The organism is Bradyrhizobium sp. HKCCYLRH3097, assembly GCF_051167875.1.
Lineage (GTDB): Bacteria > Pseudomonadota > Alphaproteobacteria > Rhizobiales > Xanthobacteraceae > Bradyrhizobium.
Genome location: NZ_JBNPTX010000015.1, coordinates 1 through 13,647, shown reverse-complemented (window position 1 = coordinate 13,647; position 13,647 = coordinate 1). Strand labels below are relative to the sequence as shown.

The 13,647-nt window shown below is 64.7% G+C and carries 12 protein-coding genes; 2 read left to right on the top strand and 10 right to left on the bottom strand.

Features of this window, described 5'->3' with window-relative positions:
• Window positions 1–36: 36 nt before the first annotated feature.
• Window positions 37–918, top strand: a complete 882-nt coding sequence (locus ACQR0U_RS28390) for an AraC family transcriptional regulator (RefSeq protein WP_315711467.1) — start codon at window positions 37–39, stop codon at window positions 916–918.
• Window positions 919–1,447: 529 nt separating this feature from the next.
• On the opposite strand, the gene ACQR0U_RS28385 is transcribed toward ACQR0U_RS28390, so the two are convergent.
• The 8 genes from ACQR0U_RS28385 to ACQR0U_RS28350 form a co-directional block, all read right to left on the bottom strand.
• On the bottom strand, window positions 1,448–3,007 hold the full coding sequence (locus tag ACQR0U_RS28385) for an oleate hydratase (RefSeq protein ID WP_434843803.1): 1,560 nt from the start codon (window positions 3,005–3,007) through the stop codon (window positions 1,448–1,450).
• 115 nt (window positions 3,008–3,122) lie between these two features.
• Window positions 3,123–4,682 (bottom strand): oleate hydratase, encoded by a 1,560-nt coding sequence (locus ACQR0U_RS28380; protein WP_434843802.1) that lies wholly within the window; start codon window positions 4,680–4,682, stop codon window positions 3,123–3,125.
• Window positions 4,683–4,835: 153 nt separating this feature from the next.
• Window positions 4,836–6,311, bottom strand: a complete 1,476-nt coding sequence (locus tag ACQR0U_RS28375) for an ABC transporter ATP-binding protein (protein WP_434843819.1) — start codon at window positions 6,309–6,311, stop codon at window positions 4,836–4,838.
• Between the two features lie 50 nt (window positions 6,312–6,361).
• The gene (gene biuH / locus ACQR0U_RS28370) at window positions 6,362–7,045 is read right to left on the bottom strand and encodes a biuret amidohydrolase (RefSeq protein WP_316172050.1); all 684 of its coding nucleotides are present in this window, start codon (window positions 7,043–7,045) and stop codon (window positions 6,362–6,364) included.
• Between the two features lie 15 nt (window positions 7,046–7,060).
• Window positions 7,061–7,987, bottom strand: coding sequence for an ABC transporter permease (locus ACQR0U_RS28365; RefSeq protein ID WP_315711472.1), 927 nt, complete (start codon window positions 7,985–7,987; stop codon window positions 7,061–7,063).
• Window positions 7,988–7,990: 3 nt separating this feature from the next.
• Window positions 7,991–9,100: an ABC transporter permease gene (locus ACQR0U_RS28360; protein WP_316203326.1), complete on the bottom strand. Its 1,110-nt coding sequence runs from the start codon at window positions 9,098–9,100 to the stop codon at window positions 7,991–7,993.
• Window positions 9,097–10,206 carry a BMP family ABC transporter substrate-binding protein gene (locus tag ACQR0U_RS28355; RefSeq protein WP_315827194.1) on the bottom strand — a complete coding sequence of 370 codons (1,110 nt, stop codon included), beginning with the start codon at window positions 10,204–10,206 and terminating at the stop codon, window positions 9,097–9,099. The genes ACQR0U_RS28360 and ACQR0U_RS28355 overlap by 4 nt, the downstream gene beginning before the upstream one ends.
• Window positions 10,207–10,605: 399 nt before the next feature.
• On the bottom strand, window positions 10,606–10,761 hold the full coding sequence (locus ACQR0U_RS28350; RefSeq protein WP_315711478.1) for a hypothetical protein: 156 nt from the start codon (window positions 10,759–10,761) through the stop codon (window positions 10,606–10,608).
• 224 nt (window positions 10,762–10,985) lie between these two features.
• Here ACQR0U_RS28350 and ACQR0U_RS28345 point away from each other — a divergent pair, with 224 nt between their 5' ends.
• Window positions 10,986–11,954 carry an SDR family NAD(P)-dependent oxidoreductase gene (locus tag ACQR0U_RS28345; protein ID WP_315711480.1) on the top strand — a complete coding sequence of 323 codons (969 nt, stop codon included), beginning with the start codon at window positions 10,986–10,988 and terminating at the stop codon, window positions 11,952–11,954.
• Between the two features lie 170 nt (window positions 11,955–12,124).
• Here the strand turns inward: ACQR0U_RS28345 and ACQR0U_RS28340 are convergent, their stop codons facing one another.
• Both ACQR0U_RS28340 and ACQR0U_RS28335 read right to left on the bottom strand, forming a co-directional pair.
• Window positions 12,125–12,601 carry a GcrA family cell cycle regulator gene (locus ACQR0U_RS28340; RefSeq protein ID WP_316165185.1) on the bottom strand — a complete coding sequence of 159 codons (477 nt, stop codon included), beginning with the start codon at window positions 12,599–12,601 and terminating at the stop codon, window positions 12,125–12,127.
• Window positions 12,602–12,687: 86 nt separating this feature from the next.
• The gene (locus ACQR0U_RS28335) at window positions 12,688–12,885 is read right to left on the bottom strand and encodes a hypothetical protein (RefSeq protein WP_006614936.1); all 198 of its coding nucleotides are present in this window, start codon (window positions 12,883–12,885) and stop codon (window positions 12,688–12,690) included.
• Window positions 12,886–13,647 lie beyond the last annotated feature (762 nt).

Sequence of the window (13,647 nt, the reverse complement as noted above, 5' to 3'; positions counted from 1 at the left end):
CTGCGCTTAGCTGAAGCCGCCACGGAGCACGGAACGATGAAGGCGGCGCTGCGAAACTACCATGCGCGGATGCAGCGGGTGCTGGATCATATCGACCGGCATCTGGAGGATGATCTCGATCTGGACGCGCTGAGCAGCATCGCGGCCTACTCGAAATATCATTTCCACCGGCAGTTCACGGCGACCTTCGGTCTGTCCGTGAATCGCTACATCCAGCTCGCCCGCATGAAGCGGGCGTCCTATCAGCTGGCCTACAGCGATGCCCAAAGCGTCACCGAGGTCGCGATGGAGGCCGGCTACGACGCGCCGGACGCCTTTGCCCGCGCCTTTCGGCAACGGTTCGGGCAATCGCCGTCATCGTTCCGGAAATCTCCCGACTGGGAGCCGTGGCTTGCGGCCTTCGGGCCTCTCGACGACGCAAGGAGCAAGCTGATGCGGACGACCTATACCCCTGACGACGTGACGATTCGCGAGGTGCCGACCACGCCGGTGGCGATCATGGAGCATCGCGGCGACCCGGCCACGCTCGGCGCCACGATCCAGCGCTTCATCGCCTGGCGCAAGGCCGCCGGCCTGCATCCCCGAACCAATCCAACCTTCACGGTCTGGCGCTCCGAGCGTCGCCCGGCCTCGCCTGCCGACTACAGCGTGGACCTTTGTGTCGGGACCGACCAGCCGGTCGAAACGCAGGACGCGACAATCAGGGCCGGCGTGATCCCCGGCGGACGCTGCGCGGTGCTGCGCGTCGTCGGCAACACCCACAATCTGGAGCCGGCCGCGCTGTTCCTCTATCGCGACTGGCTTCCGGCCAGCGGCGAGGAGGCGCGTGACTTCCCGATCTATTGCCAGCGGTTGAACTTCTTCCCGGAGGTTCCCGAGCACGAGATGGCTGCGGACCTGTTCCTGCCGCTGAAATAGCGCCTGACGGCCGGATCCATCCCAAAAACTTGCAGCCAGGAGCCTTCTCAACCTTCGAGCCCCGCAGAAGGCGGCTCTGAGGGGGAGAGGGGGCCTACGTTGGAGCGGTTCCAGTTCCGTTCGGGAACCGCGATCGGCCATGTCCGTTAACGATCGAGCAGCTCAATTGAGGCCCCACACCCTGACATTGAACCTTTGCGCGCACGCGCGCACCAAACCTGTGTTCGGCTCGTTGTGGAGCCGGTTCCAGGAAATTTCAGACTGACATCGGGGTTCACCCCGATGTGCTGTTCATTGTCGTTGAAGGAGGCGCGTATGGTCCTCAGGACTTTGAAAGTTTCGCTGTCCGTTTTCGCCGCTGCAACCTCGGTGGTATCGCTGTTTGCCGTCAGCTGGGTCGGTCTCGCACTGCTCGGCTACTGACAATTCACGCAACAAGGATCGAGGCGCATCTATGCCTCGCGAGACGGAAAGCGCGCCCGGATCGAGACTGATCCGGGCGCGCTCGTTCTTGCCGATGCGAGAGGCGCTATGCGAAGGCTTTCTCCATCGTCTCGATCAGCACGCGGAACGACTTGTCGTGGCGCGTGATCGGCGGGATCGCCCGGGTGATGCCGAGCAGCTGATAGACCGCCATCTGCGCCGCGCGCACCGAGTATTCCACCGTGAACACGACGTCGTCGGGGATCTCGACGAACTGGCTGACGAAGGCGAGGTTCTTCGAGTTCACCGGCACCGGCAGCGGCCGGTCCGCCTTGTTGCGCGGCATGAACATGCTGGTGATGTAGGGCAGGCGGCAGGGCACGCAGGTCGCCTGGTCGAACACCGAGAGGTCGAAGTTGAGGTGGCCGCAGAGCTCCTTGAGAATGTCGGCGCCGCCGCAATCGGCCATCGCCTTCGGCACAAAATTGCCGATGCGGTCGGGATGCAGCGCGTAGCCCCAGAACACCTGCGTGTCAGCAGGCTGACCGGCGAAATGCGGCTGGTGATACAGCACGACCGACATCAGCCAGTTGGATTCCGTGAAGGTGACGAGCCCGCCGGTGCCGGCGGCGTTGCCGCTGAACGCCTCCATCGCGTCGAAGAAGCGCGGATTGCGGCAGGTGACGGTGAACGATTCCCAGCAGGATTCCGGGATCGATGAGTTGAACGCGGCGGGATTGCCAAACTCGGGGCGGCCCTTCGCGATCGTCTCCCACAGCGTCCAGCCCTGGCTGTCCTGCTTGGTGAGCCGCGGCGGCGGTGCATCCTGGGTGCCCAGGCTGGTCGCGTCCGTCATCGAGCCGTTCTGCAGGAAGACGAGATCGTCGCTCGACAGCGCGATCGTCTCCGGCTGGCCGCTGCGATCCAGCGTCAGGCGCTTGACGACGTGCTTGCCGGCTTCCGTCGCGATCTCCATGTCGGTGACGTCGACGCCGCCGGCGAAATTCACGCCATGGCCCTCCAGCCATTTGACGAGCGGCACGACGATCGCGTCGTACTGATTGAACACGGTGCGCTTGACGCCAGCCAGCGTCTCGATGCGCGGAAACTCGTTCATGAAGCGATGCAGATAGCGCTTGAACTCGACCGCGCTGTGCCAGGGCTGGAACGCGAACGTCGTCTGCCACATGAACCAGAAGTTCGTGGTGAAGAACGGTGGCGACAGCCAGTCGGTGATGCGGGAGTTGCCGAGCTTCTCCTCGGAGGCCTCGGTCAGCCGCACCAATTCGAGACGGTCCTGCATGGTGAAGCCCATGGTCGAGACGTCAACCTTGTGCCGGTTGCGGTCGACGAGGCGCGCCTGCGAATGCGCGACATGGACCTTGTTGAAGGCGATCGTCTCGTCGCGCACGGTGCGGTTGGGATCGCCGGCATCGGGGATGGTGGAGAGCAGGTCCCACGTGCACTCGTAGTGATCGGTCGTCAGCATGCGGCCGCCGCGCAGCGAATAGGAGCCGTCGGGCAGCCGCGCACCATCGAGGCTGCCGCCATAGGGCAGGTGCTTTTCGAAGATCGTGATGTCGCGGCCTTCGACGCCGCCGTCACGGATCAGGAATGCCGCGCCGGCCAATGCGCCGATGCCGCTGCCGATGAAATACGCCTTCATGATGGTTCACCCGGGATCGTGTGCTACGATCCGGGGCTTAGCCGCTGTGTTCCCTCGTGGAACTGATCCAGGTCAAGCGCTGCGACGCGTGGTGATCACGATCTCGCGTGGTCCGTCAGGCGAATGATTTCACTACCGACTGCAGCAGCACCTTCAGCGATTTGTCGTAGGGCGTCACGGGCGGAATGGCCCGGTCGATCTTCAAGAGCTGATAGACCGCATGCATGGCCGCGCGCACCGAATATTCGATCGTGAAAACGGCGTCCTCAGGCAGCTCGACATATTGGCCGATGAAGGCGAGATTCTGCGAGGTGAGCGGCACCGGTAGCGGCCGGTCGCCATAGCTGCGCGGCATGAACATGCTCATGATGTAGGGCATCCAGCACGGCACGCAGGTCGCCTCGTCGAACACGGTGAGCGCGAAGCGCAGATGCCCGCACAGCTCCTTCAGGATTTCGGCGCCGCTGCACTCGGACATCGGCTTCCCCACGAAATTGCCGACGCGGTCGGGATAAAGCCCATAGCCCCAGAAGATCCTGATGTTGTCGGGTTGGTCCGGAAAGTATGGCTGGGTGTAGAGCACGATCGACATCCGCCAGTTCGAATCCGTGAACGTCACGAGCCCGCCGGTGCCGGCGACATTGCCGGTGAAAGTCTGCATCGGATCGAAGAAGCGCGCATTGCGGCAGGTCACCGTGAACGACTCGAAGCTCGATTCCGGAACCGATGAATTGAACGCGGCCGGATTGCCGAACTCGGGGCGGCCGTGTGCGAGCTTCTCCCACAGGGTCCAGCCGTGGCTGTCGTCCTTGGTGAGCTGTTGCGGCGGAGCCCCGTGGCTGCCGAGGCTGGTCGCATCCGTCATGGAGCCGGCCGTGTAGAACACCAGATCGTCGTCGGCGAGATCGATCGTGCGGCTCGCGCCGTCCTGCGTCAGAGCAAGCCTGACGGCGCGGTGCTTGCCGCTGATGGTGACGAGCTCGATATCGGTGACATCCGTGCCACCGACGAAGTTGACGCCGTGGCCTTCGAGCCAGCGGACCAGCGGCTTGACGATCGAGTCGTTCTGGTTGTGCACCGTCCGCTTGACGCCGCCAAGCGTATCCATCATCGGGAATTCGTTCATGAAGCGGCGCAGATAGCGCCTGAACTCGACCGCGCTGTGCCAGGTCTGGAAGGCGAACGTCGTCTGCCACATGTACCAGAAATTGGTGGTGAAGAAAGGCGGCGACAGCCAGTCCGAGATCAAGGAATTGCCGAGCTTCTCCTCGGAGGCCTCGGTGAGCCTGGTCATCTCGATGCGGTCCTGCATCGAGAAGCCCATGGTGGAGACGTCGACCTTGTGCCGGTTGCCGTCGACCAGCCGCGCCTGCGCGTGGGTGACGTGGAGCTTGTTGAACGCCACGGTCTCCTGGAGGATGGTCTCCTGAGCGTTAGTTTCGCAGGGAATGGTCGACAGCAGGTCCCAAGTGCATTCGTATTGCTCGGTCGTCAGCATCCGGCCGCCGCGCATCGAGTAGGAGCCGTCCGGAAGACGGGCGCCGTCGAGACTGCCGCCATAGGGCAGGCGCTTCTCGAAGACGGTGATGTCCGATCCGGAGATGCCGCCGTCGCGGATCATGAATGCTGCGCCTGAGAGCGAACCGATGCCGCCGCCGATGAAATAGGCCTTCATGAGACCGACCTGCAATCTAAGGGTTTGAAACACAATAACGAAAATGCCGGCAGGCGCGGCGTATCACAGGCCGATCAAAGCCCGCCGGGAGCCATGTTACCCCGGCGCGATGAATTAGTCGTCAACACGTTGAAGTCGTTTCGCGGGGCCGGCTCAATGCCCCGCCATGTGGCGGCCGATCTCGGTGAGATCGGCACCGCTCGCCCGGGTCTCGTAGACCAGCTGGCCGTGGAACATCACCACGAGGCGGTCCGACAGTTCGAGCAGCTCGTCGAGGTCCTCGCTGACCAGGAGCACGGCTGCGCCGCGGTTGCGGGCGGCCATGATCTCGGCATGGATCTGCGCCACCGCCGCGAAGTCGAGGCCGAAGCAGGGATTGGCGGCGATCAGCACCTCGACGTCGTGGCCGAGCTCGCGCGCCAGCACGGCGCGCTGCACGTTGCCGCCTGAGAGTGCCGAGATCGGCGTGTCCGGCGTGCGGGTCTTGATCTTGTAGCGGTTGATCTTGGCGGTCGCGTCCTTTCGGAAGGCGGACTTGTTCAGCCAACAGCCGCCGCGTGCGAACGGAGCGCGGTCGAACTCGCGGAGCGCGATGTTGTCCGCGACGCTCATGCCGCCGACGCAGGCGTTCCTCAGTGGCTCCTCGGGGAGCAGCGACATCTTGTGCCGGCGCATCTCGTCGCGCGTGGCGGAATAGGCTGCGCCGGAAACTCTGACAGCGCCGCTCTCGGCCTCGCGCTGGCCGGCGAGCACCTCGACCAGCTGGCGCTGGCCGTTGCCGGAGACGCCGGCGATGCCGACGATCTCGCCGGCGCGTACGGTCAGCGACAGGTCATGCACTGCCAGGCCTCCGGCGTCGTCGCGGGCGACCAGCTTGTCGATCGCGAGCCTGATCGCACCGGCCTCGCCGGTGCGCGCCGGCTGTACGGTGAGCTGCTCGGCGCCGATCATCATCCGCGCCATGTCGTCGGGGGTGAGCTCGCCGACCTTGCCGCGGCCGGCGAGCTTGCCGCGCCGGAGGATCGTGACCTCGTCGGCGAACGCCATGACCTCGCGGAATTTGTGGGTGATCATCAAAATGGTCAGCTCGCCGGCCTCGACCATCTTGCGCAGCATGCCCAGGACTTCATCCGCCTCGCCCGGCGTCAGCACCGAGGTCGGCTCGTCCAGGATCAGGAAGCGCCGCTTCAGATAGAGCTGCTTGAGGATCTCGCATTTCTGCCGCTCGCCGGCGGAGATGTCCGACACTTTGGCGTCGAGCGGCACGCGGAACGGCATCCGCGCCAGGAAGGCCTCCAGCTCCTTCTTCTCCTTGGCCCAGTTGACCACTGCCGGTACGTCGTCACGCGCCAGCACCAGGTTCTCGGCCACCGTCATCGCCGGTACCAGCGTGAAGTGCTGGTAGACCATGCCGAGGCCGAGCGCATGCGCATCCCTGGGGTTGTCGATTGCGCGCTCGCGCTCGGCGATCAGCACATCGCCCTCGGTCGGCCGATAGTAGCCCATGATGCATTTGACCAAGGTCGACTTGCCGGCGCCGTTCTCGCCGAGCAGCGCGTGGAACGAGCCGGGCCTGACCTTCAGCTCGACATTGTCGAGCGCGGTGAACGCGCCGAAGCGCATCGTCATCGCGATGGCCTCGACGCCGAACGCGCCCGCAGGCGTCGGATCGTCGCCGATCACGACAGCGCCTCGATCAGCGCGGAGGAGGTCGCGACCGCGCCGAACACGCCGCCCTGCATCTTGATCATCTTCAGCGCGTGATCGTGATTGCCCTTGTCGGTGGCGCCGCAGCAGTCCGACAGCAGCACGCATTCGAAGCCGCGGTCATTGGCTTCGCGCATCGTGGTGTGGACGCACACGTCGGTGGTGATGCCGGTCAGCACGATGTTCTGGATGCCCTTGAGGCGCAGGATCAGCTCGAGGTCGGTGGCGCAGAACGAGCCCTTGCCGGGCTTGTCGATGACGATCTCGCCCGGAGCCGGCGCGAGTTCGGGAATGATCTCCCAGCCCGGCTCGCCGCGCACCAGGATGCGGCCGCACGGCCCGGGATCGCCGATCCCGGCGCCGATCTGCTGCGAGCGCCAGCGCTTGTTGGCGGGCAGGTCGGAGAGATCGGTGCGGTGGCCCTCGCGGGTGTGGATGATCAGGAAGCCCTGCGCGCGCATCACCGTCAGCAGCGTCTTGATCGGCTCGATGGGGGCGCGGGTCAAGGAGAGGTCATAGCCCATCTTGTCGACATAGCCGCCGACGCCGCAGAAATCGGTCTGCATGTCGATCACGATCAGTGCCGTGTTCTCTGGACGGAGATCGCCGTTGTAGGGCCAGGCATAGGGCTCGGAGCGGATGGTGCGCGCGGTCATGATGGACCTCCGAAATCAGCGGGTGATGGACAATTCAGCCGGCGCGCCGCTCAGGGTGCGTTTCGGCGAGCAGGTGATGATCATGATCAGCAGCGTCAGGATATACGGCGCGGCATTGAACAAGTGATAGCCGGAGGTGACGCCGACGGATTGCAGCGCCGGTCCGAGCGCCGCAGCACCGCCGAACGCCAGCGAGGCCCACAGGCACAGCATCGGGTCCCAGCGTGCGAAGATCACCAGCGCGACCGCCGTGATGCCTTGTCCCGACGACAAGCCCTCGTTCCAACTGCCGGGATAGAACAGCGACAGGAACGAGCCGCCGATGCCGGCGAGGAAGCCGCCGGCCATGGTGGCGCGCAGTCGGATCATCAGCACCGAATGGCCCATCGCCCGCGCCGCGTCGGCGCTCTCGCCGGCAGTGCGGATCAGGAGGCCCCAGCGCGTGGTCTTGAATGCCCACAGCAGCAACGGCGCGAGTCCCACGCCAAGCAGGAACAGCACGTTGATGCGCAGCGCGGCGCGAACCTGCGCCACGTCGCTCCACCAGCCGAAATCGATCGCCGGCAGCCGCGCGGCGGTGGGCTCGATCAGCGGCTTGCCGAGGAAGAAGGCGAGGCCGGTGCCGAACAGCATCAGCGAGATTCCTACCGCGACGTCGTTGACGCGCGGCAGCGAGCAGATGCCGGCGTGGAGCGCGCCGAGCAGCGCGCCGGTGAGGCCAGCGGCGAGCACGCCTGCCCACGGCGATCCCGTGAGATAGGAGATGCCATAGGCGCTCATTGCGCCCATCACCAGGGTGCCCTCGAGGCCGAGATTGATGCGGCCCGAACGCTCGGTGATGCATTCCCCTAGGCTCACGAACAGGAACGGCGTGGAGACGCGGATGGCGCCGCCGAGCACCGCGAGCGGCACGGTCCAGAGCCCGATATTGCCGTCAGCCATGGATCAGGACTTTCCCTTGAGGAAACCGATGCGGCCGTAGAGCGCGTCGCTCGCCAGCACCGAGATGAAGATGATGCCCTGAAGCACCAGCACCGAGGCGTCGGGCAGGCCGAGCCGGCGCTGCAGCAGTCCGCCCGACGCATTGATGCCGCCGAGCAGGATCGCGACCGGAATGATGGCGAGCGGATTCTGCCGCGCCAGGAACGCCACGAGGATGCCGGTGAAGCCGTAGCCGACCGCGAGGTTGGCGTTGGTGCGGCCCTGCACGGCGGCGACCTCGACCATGCCGGCAAGGCCGGCGCAGGCGCCGGCGAGAAAGCAGACGGTGAGGATCAATTTGCCGACCGACAGACCGACGATCTTGGCGGCGCGGATGTTGCCGCCGGCGACGCGCGCGGCAAAGCCGAAGGTGGTGTGGTAGATCAGCACATAGGCCGCGATGGCGGCAATCAGGCCGAACACCAGGCCCCAATGCACGTCGGTGCCGGGAATGCTGCCGATCATGTTGGCGGCGCCGATCTCGCGCGTCGACGGCTTGTTGAGGCTGGCCGGATCGCGCATCGCGCCTTCGACGAGATGGTTGAGGATCGCGAGCGCGATATAGACCAGCAGCAGGCTCGAGATCGTCTCGTTGACACCGCGATACTGCCGCAAGGCCCCGGACAGCAGGATCCACAACCCGCCGCCGGTCATGCCGGCGATCACCATCGCGATCTGCACCATCAGCGGCGGCATGCCCTGCAGTGCCAGCGCCGCCGAGGTTGCCGAGAGCGCGCCGATCAGGAGCGCGCCTTCGCCGCCGATGATCACCATGCCCAATTGCGCGGGCAGGGCGGTGCACAGCGCTGTCAGGATCAAGGGAGCTGCCCGCGTCAGCGTGTTCTGCCAGGAGAACAAGGTGCCGAACGCGCCGTAATACATGTACCAATAGAGATCGAGCGGGTTCTTGCCGAACAGCGCGACGAAGATGCCGAACACGATGAGCGCGGCGACCAGCGCCGCGCCCGGGATGAGAATGTATTCAATGCTCGCGCCATAACGTTGCAGGAAACCTGCGTCGGCGGCCGGCGCGATGGCGGCCACATCAACCGGATCGGCCGCCTCTGATGTCACGACGTGGCTCCGATCACGCCCTCGACCAGGTAGTCCATCTTCTCGAGCTCAGGATCCTTCTGGCCGCGCTCGGTGCCGGCGGTGATCACGGTGTTGCCCTTGTTGTCCTTGATCGGGCCCTTGAAGATGGTGTAGCCCTCACCGAGGAACTTGCTCTTGATGTCGTCGGCATGCTTGCGCGCCTGCTCGGACACCGCCTCGCCATACGCCGAGATCTTGACCACTTCTTCCTTGAGGCCGCCGCGATAGAAGTTCGGAATGCTCTCGCCAGCCTGGAGCATCTTGACGAACTTCGGATACAGCGCTTCCCAATTCCATTCTGCGCCCGTGAGATACGCTTTCGGTGCCAAAGGCGACTGGTTGACGTGATAGCCGGTGACGAAGGCGCCGCGGCGCGCGGCATTCTCCACCATCGTCTTGGGACCATCGACATGGCAGGTCAGCACGTCGACGCCCTGGTCGATCAGGCTGTTGGTGGCCTCGGCCTCCTTGACCGGCATCGACCAGTCGCCGGTGAAGATCACCTGCGTGGTGGCCTTGGGATTGGCGAGCTTGGCGCCGAGCGTGAAGGCGTTGATGTTGCGCAGGACCTGCGGGATCGGCTTGGCGGCGACGAAGCCGAGCTTGCCGCTCTTGCTCGTATAGCCGGCGACGATACCGGCAATGTATTGCGCCTCGTCGATATAACCGAAATAGGAGCCGGCGTTCTTCGGGTCCTTCTCGCTCCACAGGCCGCCGCAGTGTTCGAAGCGCAGCTTCGGATACTTCGCGGCCATCTTGATCATGTGCGGATTGTAGTAGCCGAACGAGGTCGGGAAGAGCAGCGTGGCGCCGTCGAGATTGATCATCGACTCGATCGTCTTCTCGACCGCGTCGGTCTCCGGCACCTTCTCCTCTTCGATCACCTTCAGCCCGGGCAGCTTCTTCAGCGCCGCCGCGCCTTGCGCATGCGCCTGGTTGTAGCCGTAGTCGTCGCGCGAGCCGACATAAATGAAGCCGATCGTCGTCTCCGCTGCGAAGGCCGGCCGCAGGCCCGCGGCTGCGCCGAGCGTCAGCGCCGCGCCACCCTGCAACAGATGCCGTCGTGAAATCCTGCCAAAGTCCATTGGTGAGCTCCCTCGGCGGGTCGGTCCGCCCGCGCTGTCATCTCGGCTTCACCGCCACGGCGGAGCCTTGAAGGGGGTGATCGCAAGCTTTGTGCCAGCGGCGCGCGGGAAGGCAGGCGCACCAAGCTGTTGAAATGGCAACATTTTGCAGATGATCGCAGCTTAGGCAGACGAATTTCCTGCCTGATATCAGCCTAAAATTTAGTCAATTGACTTTAATTGTATGCAACGAGTTCGACCGGATGGGACCTGTACCGCTGCCTGCGACGCGGCGGCGGCCTCCAGCTCAAAGCGGTGCAGAACGAACGTCGCGGCGAGGAGGAGCGGGGCGCAATCGTCCTGCGCAGGCTGATCGCCGGCGGCGAGCCTTTTCATATCTGCTGCAGACCGTCTCGGGTCTCAGATCCCGAGCAGCCACACCGCGACGATGGTGCCGATCACTGCGAGCCCGCTGATCGTCCAGCCCGTCACATAGGCGCCGTCGTCAGATCCCGCGGGATCGACCATCGTGTCGCGCCAGCCTTCGTCCTGCCAGTGCCCCTGTTGGTACGCCATGCGAACCTCCTCGAGCCTGCCTCCCCGTGGAATAAGTCGGACGCCCCTCGAGAAGGTTCAACCCCAAGCTGAAATCTTCGTTGCATGCGCTGCAACGCAAATCCCCGACATCCCCTCTGGTCAGGCCGGCGAAACGTCCTAAGCTCGGAACGCGTTCCGCGAAGAGAACGAGCAGGTCGCCGGGACGGCATGGCCGTCCCGCAGCAGGGAAGGAAGACCATCCAATGAAGGATTTCGCCGGCAGGATCGCCGTGATCACCGGGGGCGGCACGGGCATGGGCCGCGAGCTCGCGCGCCAGCTCGTTGCCGAAGGCTGCAACGTCGCCATGTGCGACGTCTCGGCCGAGGCGATGGCCGAAACCAAGCGGCTGTGCGAGGCCGAGAAGCTGCCGCAGGGCCTGCGTGTCACCACCCATGTCGCCGACGTCTCGATCGAAGCCCAGCTGCAGCGCTTTCGCGATGAGCTCGCCGAGCAGCAGGCCACCGACAGGATCCACCTGCTGTTCAACAATGCCGGCATCGGCGGCGGCGGCAGCCTGTTCACCAACTCCCGGGAGCAGTGGGAGCGCACCTTCAACATCTGCTGGGGCGGCGTCTATCTCGGCGTCCGCACCTTTCTGCCGATGCTGCTGAAGGCAGACGAGGCCCATATCGTCAACACCTCGAGCGTCAACGGCTTCTGGGCCTCGGTCGGCATGGGCGTCTCGCACACCGCCTACAGCGCCGCGAAGTTCGCGGTGAAGGGATTTACCGAAGCGCTGATCAACGACCTCCGCCTCAACGCCCCGCACATCAAATGCTCGGTGGTGATGCCCGGCCACATCGGCACCTCGATCGTGTCGAACTCGCGCAAGGTGCAGAGCGGCACCGAGTCCGACGAGCTGAGCGAGACCGAGATCGGGCTTGCGCGCCAGCGCATGAAGGGCATGGGCATCGACGTCGCCGCCATGAGCGATGCCGACATCCAGGCTGCCGCCCGCGAGCGCGCCCGCAGCTTCCTCGAGGACGCGCCGACCACGGCGGCACAGGCGGCCAAGATCATCCTCGACGGCGTCAAGGCGGAGCAATGGCGCATCCTCGTCGGCGAGGACGCCAAGCTGCTGGACCTGCGCGTCCGCCAGTCACCGGAGCAGGCCTACGAGCCCGAGTTCTTCCAGCGCTTCGCGCAGGAGGCTGGGTGGAAGCTGGGGTAGGGCGGGTCCATTGGTGTAGTTGGGACGGGATCTCTCCCCCCGAGACGGTGAGCTCCCCTCCCCGCAAGGGGGAGGGGAGACGAGGCCGCCGCGCCGTCCCCGCAAAATGCGGAGACTAGGCAAAGCGTGAAAGCCATTAGGCCCGTAGGATCTTTGCTACGCCGCCCTCATTACCTCGACGACGCCACCCGGTACGCCATCCGCGTGTGGCTCGGGCAATACGGCAGCCCCTCGATCGGCTTCGATCCGCAGAAGCAGAAATCATCCGCGCCGGGCGTCGAGATCGGCCAGCGGCAGCGTTCCTTGGAGAGCTCGAACAGCGAGCAGCCATTCACGACGGTGCCGACCGGTTCCTCGACGATCGCAGGCGGCGGGTCGTTCTGGACCGCGCGCAGGATGCGGCGGCGCAGCTTCGGCACGGGACGGCGTGCGCCATCGCGTGTCGTCTCGCCGCGCACCACGCGCCTGGTGTCGCCGCCATTGTCGCGCGTCAGCGCCAGGCGGGAGATCTTGCCGATCACGGCGTTGCGGCTGACGCCGAGCTCGGCGGCGATCTCTCGGCAGGTCAGCCCGGCCTCAAAGTGCTGCTTCAGGGCCTGGAGCCGTTCCTCGGTCCAGGTGGGGAGTGTCTGTCGTTCGGCGGGCATTGTTGTCGCTTCCAAGTTTGATCCGTCCTGGATCGTCCTGGCCGACGGCTGCACCGAAACTGTTGTCCGCGTTGCGTGTCCCTAGCTTACGCCCGTCCGTTGTCGCGAATCGACAGCAGCCCATCCTTGATGGCGAGCCGGATGCCTTCTTCAATCAACGTTCTGCAGACACCCGGAACGCTGGTGCCGTGGGTTCCCTGTTTCACGAGCTTTTCGAGATAGCCGATGGTTGCCAGGGCTAGGGTTACGGGGATGCGGTCAGTTTCGGCTTTTTCCGTCGCCATGCCTAAAAGCTAGTCCGTAACCGGTGTACAGAAAAGTAACTTTTTAGACTCTATTAGGAATCCAATAGGTTGTACAGCGGCTTGGGGATAACTGGTTAAGATATTGAATTTTATCGAAATATGACGAATCGGCGAGGTCGCGACGGTGACTCTCCGCCCGCTCGGCGAGTCCGGGGCCGGAATGGTACGGGGAAGCACGGGCCGGGAAGATTCGCGTGAGCCGCGGTGCCCGATGGTCGCTTCAACCACCGCCGTGCCGCGGCGCCTGCTTCGGGATCCCCTTGGTGAATTTTCAGCAGAGCAGGTAGACGGGTCATCACGGTCACGGCGAGAAAAGTTCGTCATTCCAGAAATAACGCTTTCGCTTTTCCGGAAATTGTGCTTTAGTGCCGCCATCCCGCCTCGGCCGGAGGGGCGTTGCGCGCGATCGTCACGACACGCGAGGCGGGGAGCGATGGCCGTGATGGAGCCGCAGCGTATCCTCTCGGGTGCGCGGACGAACGGCTCGGCGCGGACGTGAAGTCGCAGCGTGCTGACACCCCGACGCTGGTGTTATCCGCGCAACGCGCTCTGCGCGTTGTCGCGATCGCGACGAGGCTTCGCCTCGCGCGGAGGTGGCCAACAAGCCCGGCGCACCAGGCAGACTGCGTATAAGCGTGAAGACCATCGCGCAGGGAAGGCCGGGCCGGCGGATTCAATTGGTCGTCGCAACACTCGATGAGGAGGTTGCGATGGGCATTCGAAAGAAACGGTCAACGCGGA

Bases quoted from the DNA above. Each gene is read 5' to 3' on its own strand.
- ACQR0U_RS28340 (WP_316165185.1), bottom strand. From the start codon at position 12,601: ATGCCCGCCGAACGACAGACACTCCCCACCTGGACCGAGGAACGGCTC.
- ACQR0U_RS28375 (WP_434843819.1), bottom strand. From the start codon at position 6,311: ATGACGATGCGCTTCGGCGCGTTCACCGCGCTCGACAATGTCGAGCTG.
- biuH (WP_316172050.1), bottom strand. From the start codon at position 7,045: ATGACCGCGCGCACCATCCGCTCCGAGCCCTATGCCTGGCCCTACAAC.
- ACQR0U_RS28335 (WP_006614936.1), bottom strand. From the start codon at position 12,885: ATGGCGACGGAAAAAGCCGAAACTGACCGCATCCCCGTAACCCTAGCC.
- ACQR0U_RS28365 (WP_315711472.1), bottom strand. From the start codon at position 7,987: ATGGCTGACGGCAATATCGGGCTCTGGACCGTGCCGCTCGCGGTGCTC.
- ACQR0U_RS28355 (WP_315827194.1), bottom strand. From the start codon at position 10,206: ATGGACTTTGGCAGGATTTCACGACGGCATCTGTTGCAGGGTGGCGCG.
- ACQR0U_RS28390 (WP_315711467.1), top strand. From the start codon at position 37: ATGAAGGCGGCGCTGCGAAACTACCATGCGCGGATGCAGCGGGTGCTG.
- ACQR0U_RS28350 (WP_315711478.1), bottom strand. From the start codon at position 10,761: ATGGCGTACCAACAGGGGCACTGGCAGGACGAAGGCTGGCGCGACACG.
- ACQR0U_RS28345 (WP_315711480.1), top strand. From the start codon at position 10,986: ATGAAGGATTTCGCCGGCAGGATCGCCGTGATCACCGGGGGCGGCACG.
- ACQR0U_RS28380 (WP_434843802.1), bottom strand. From the start codon at position 4,682: ATGAAGGCCTATTTCATCGGCGGCGGCATCGGTTCGCTCTCAGGCGCA.
- ACQR0U_RS28385 (WP_434843803.1), bottom strand. From the start codon at position 3,007: ATGAAGGCGTATTTCATCGGCAGCGGCATCGGCGCATTGGCCGGCGCG.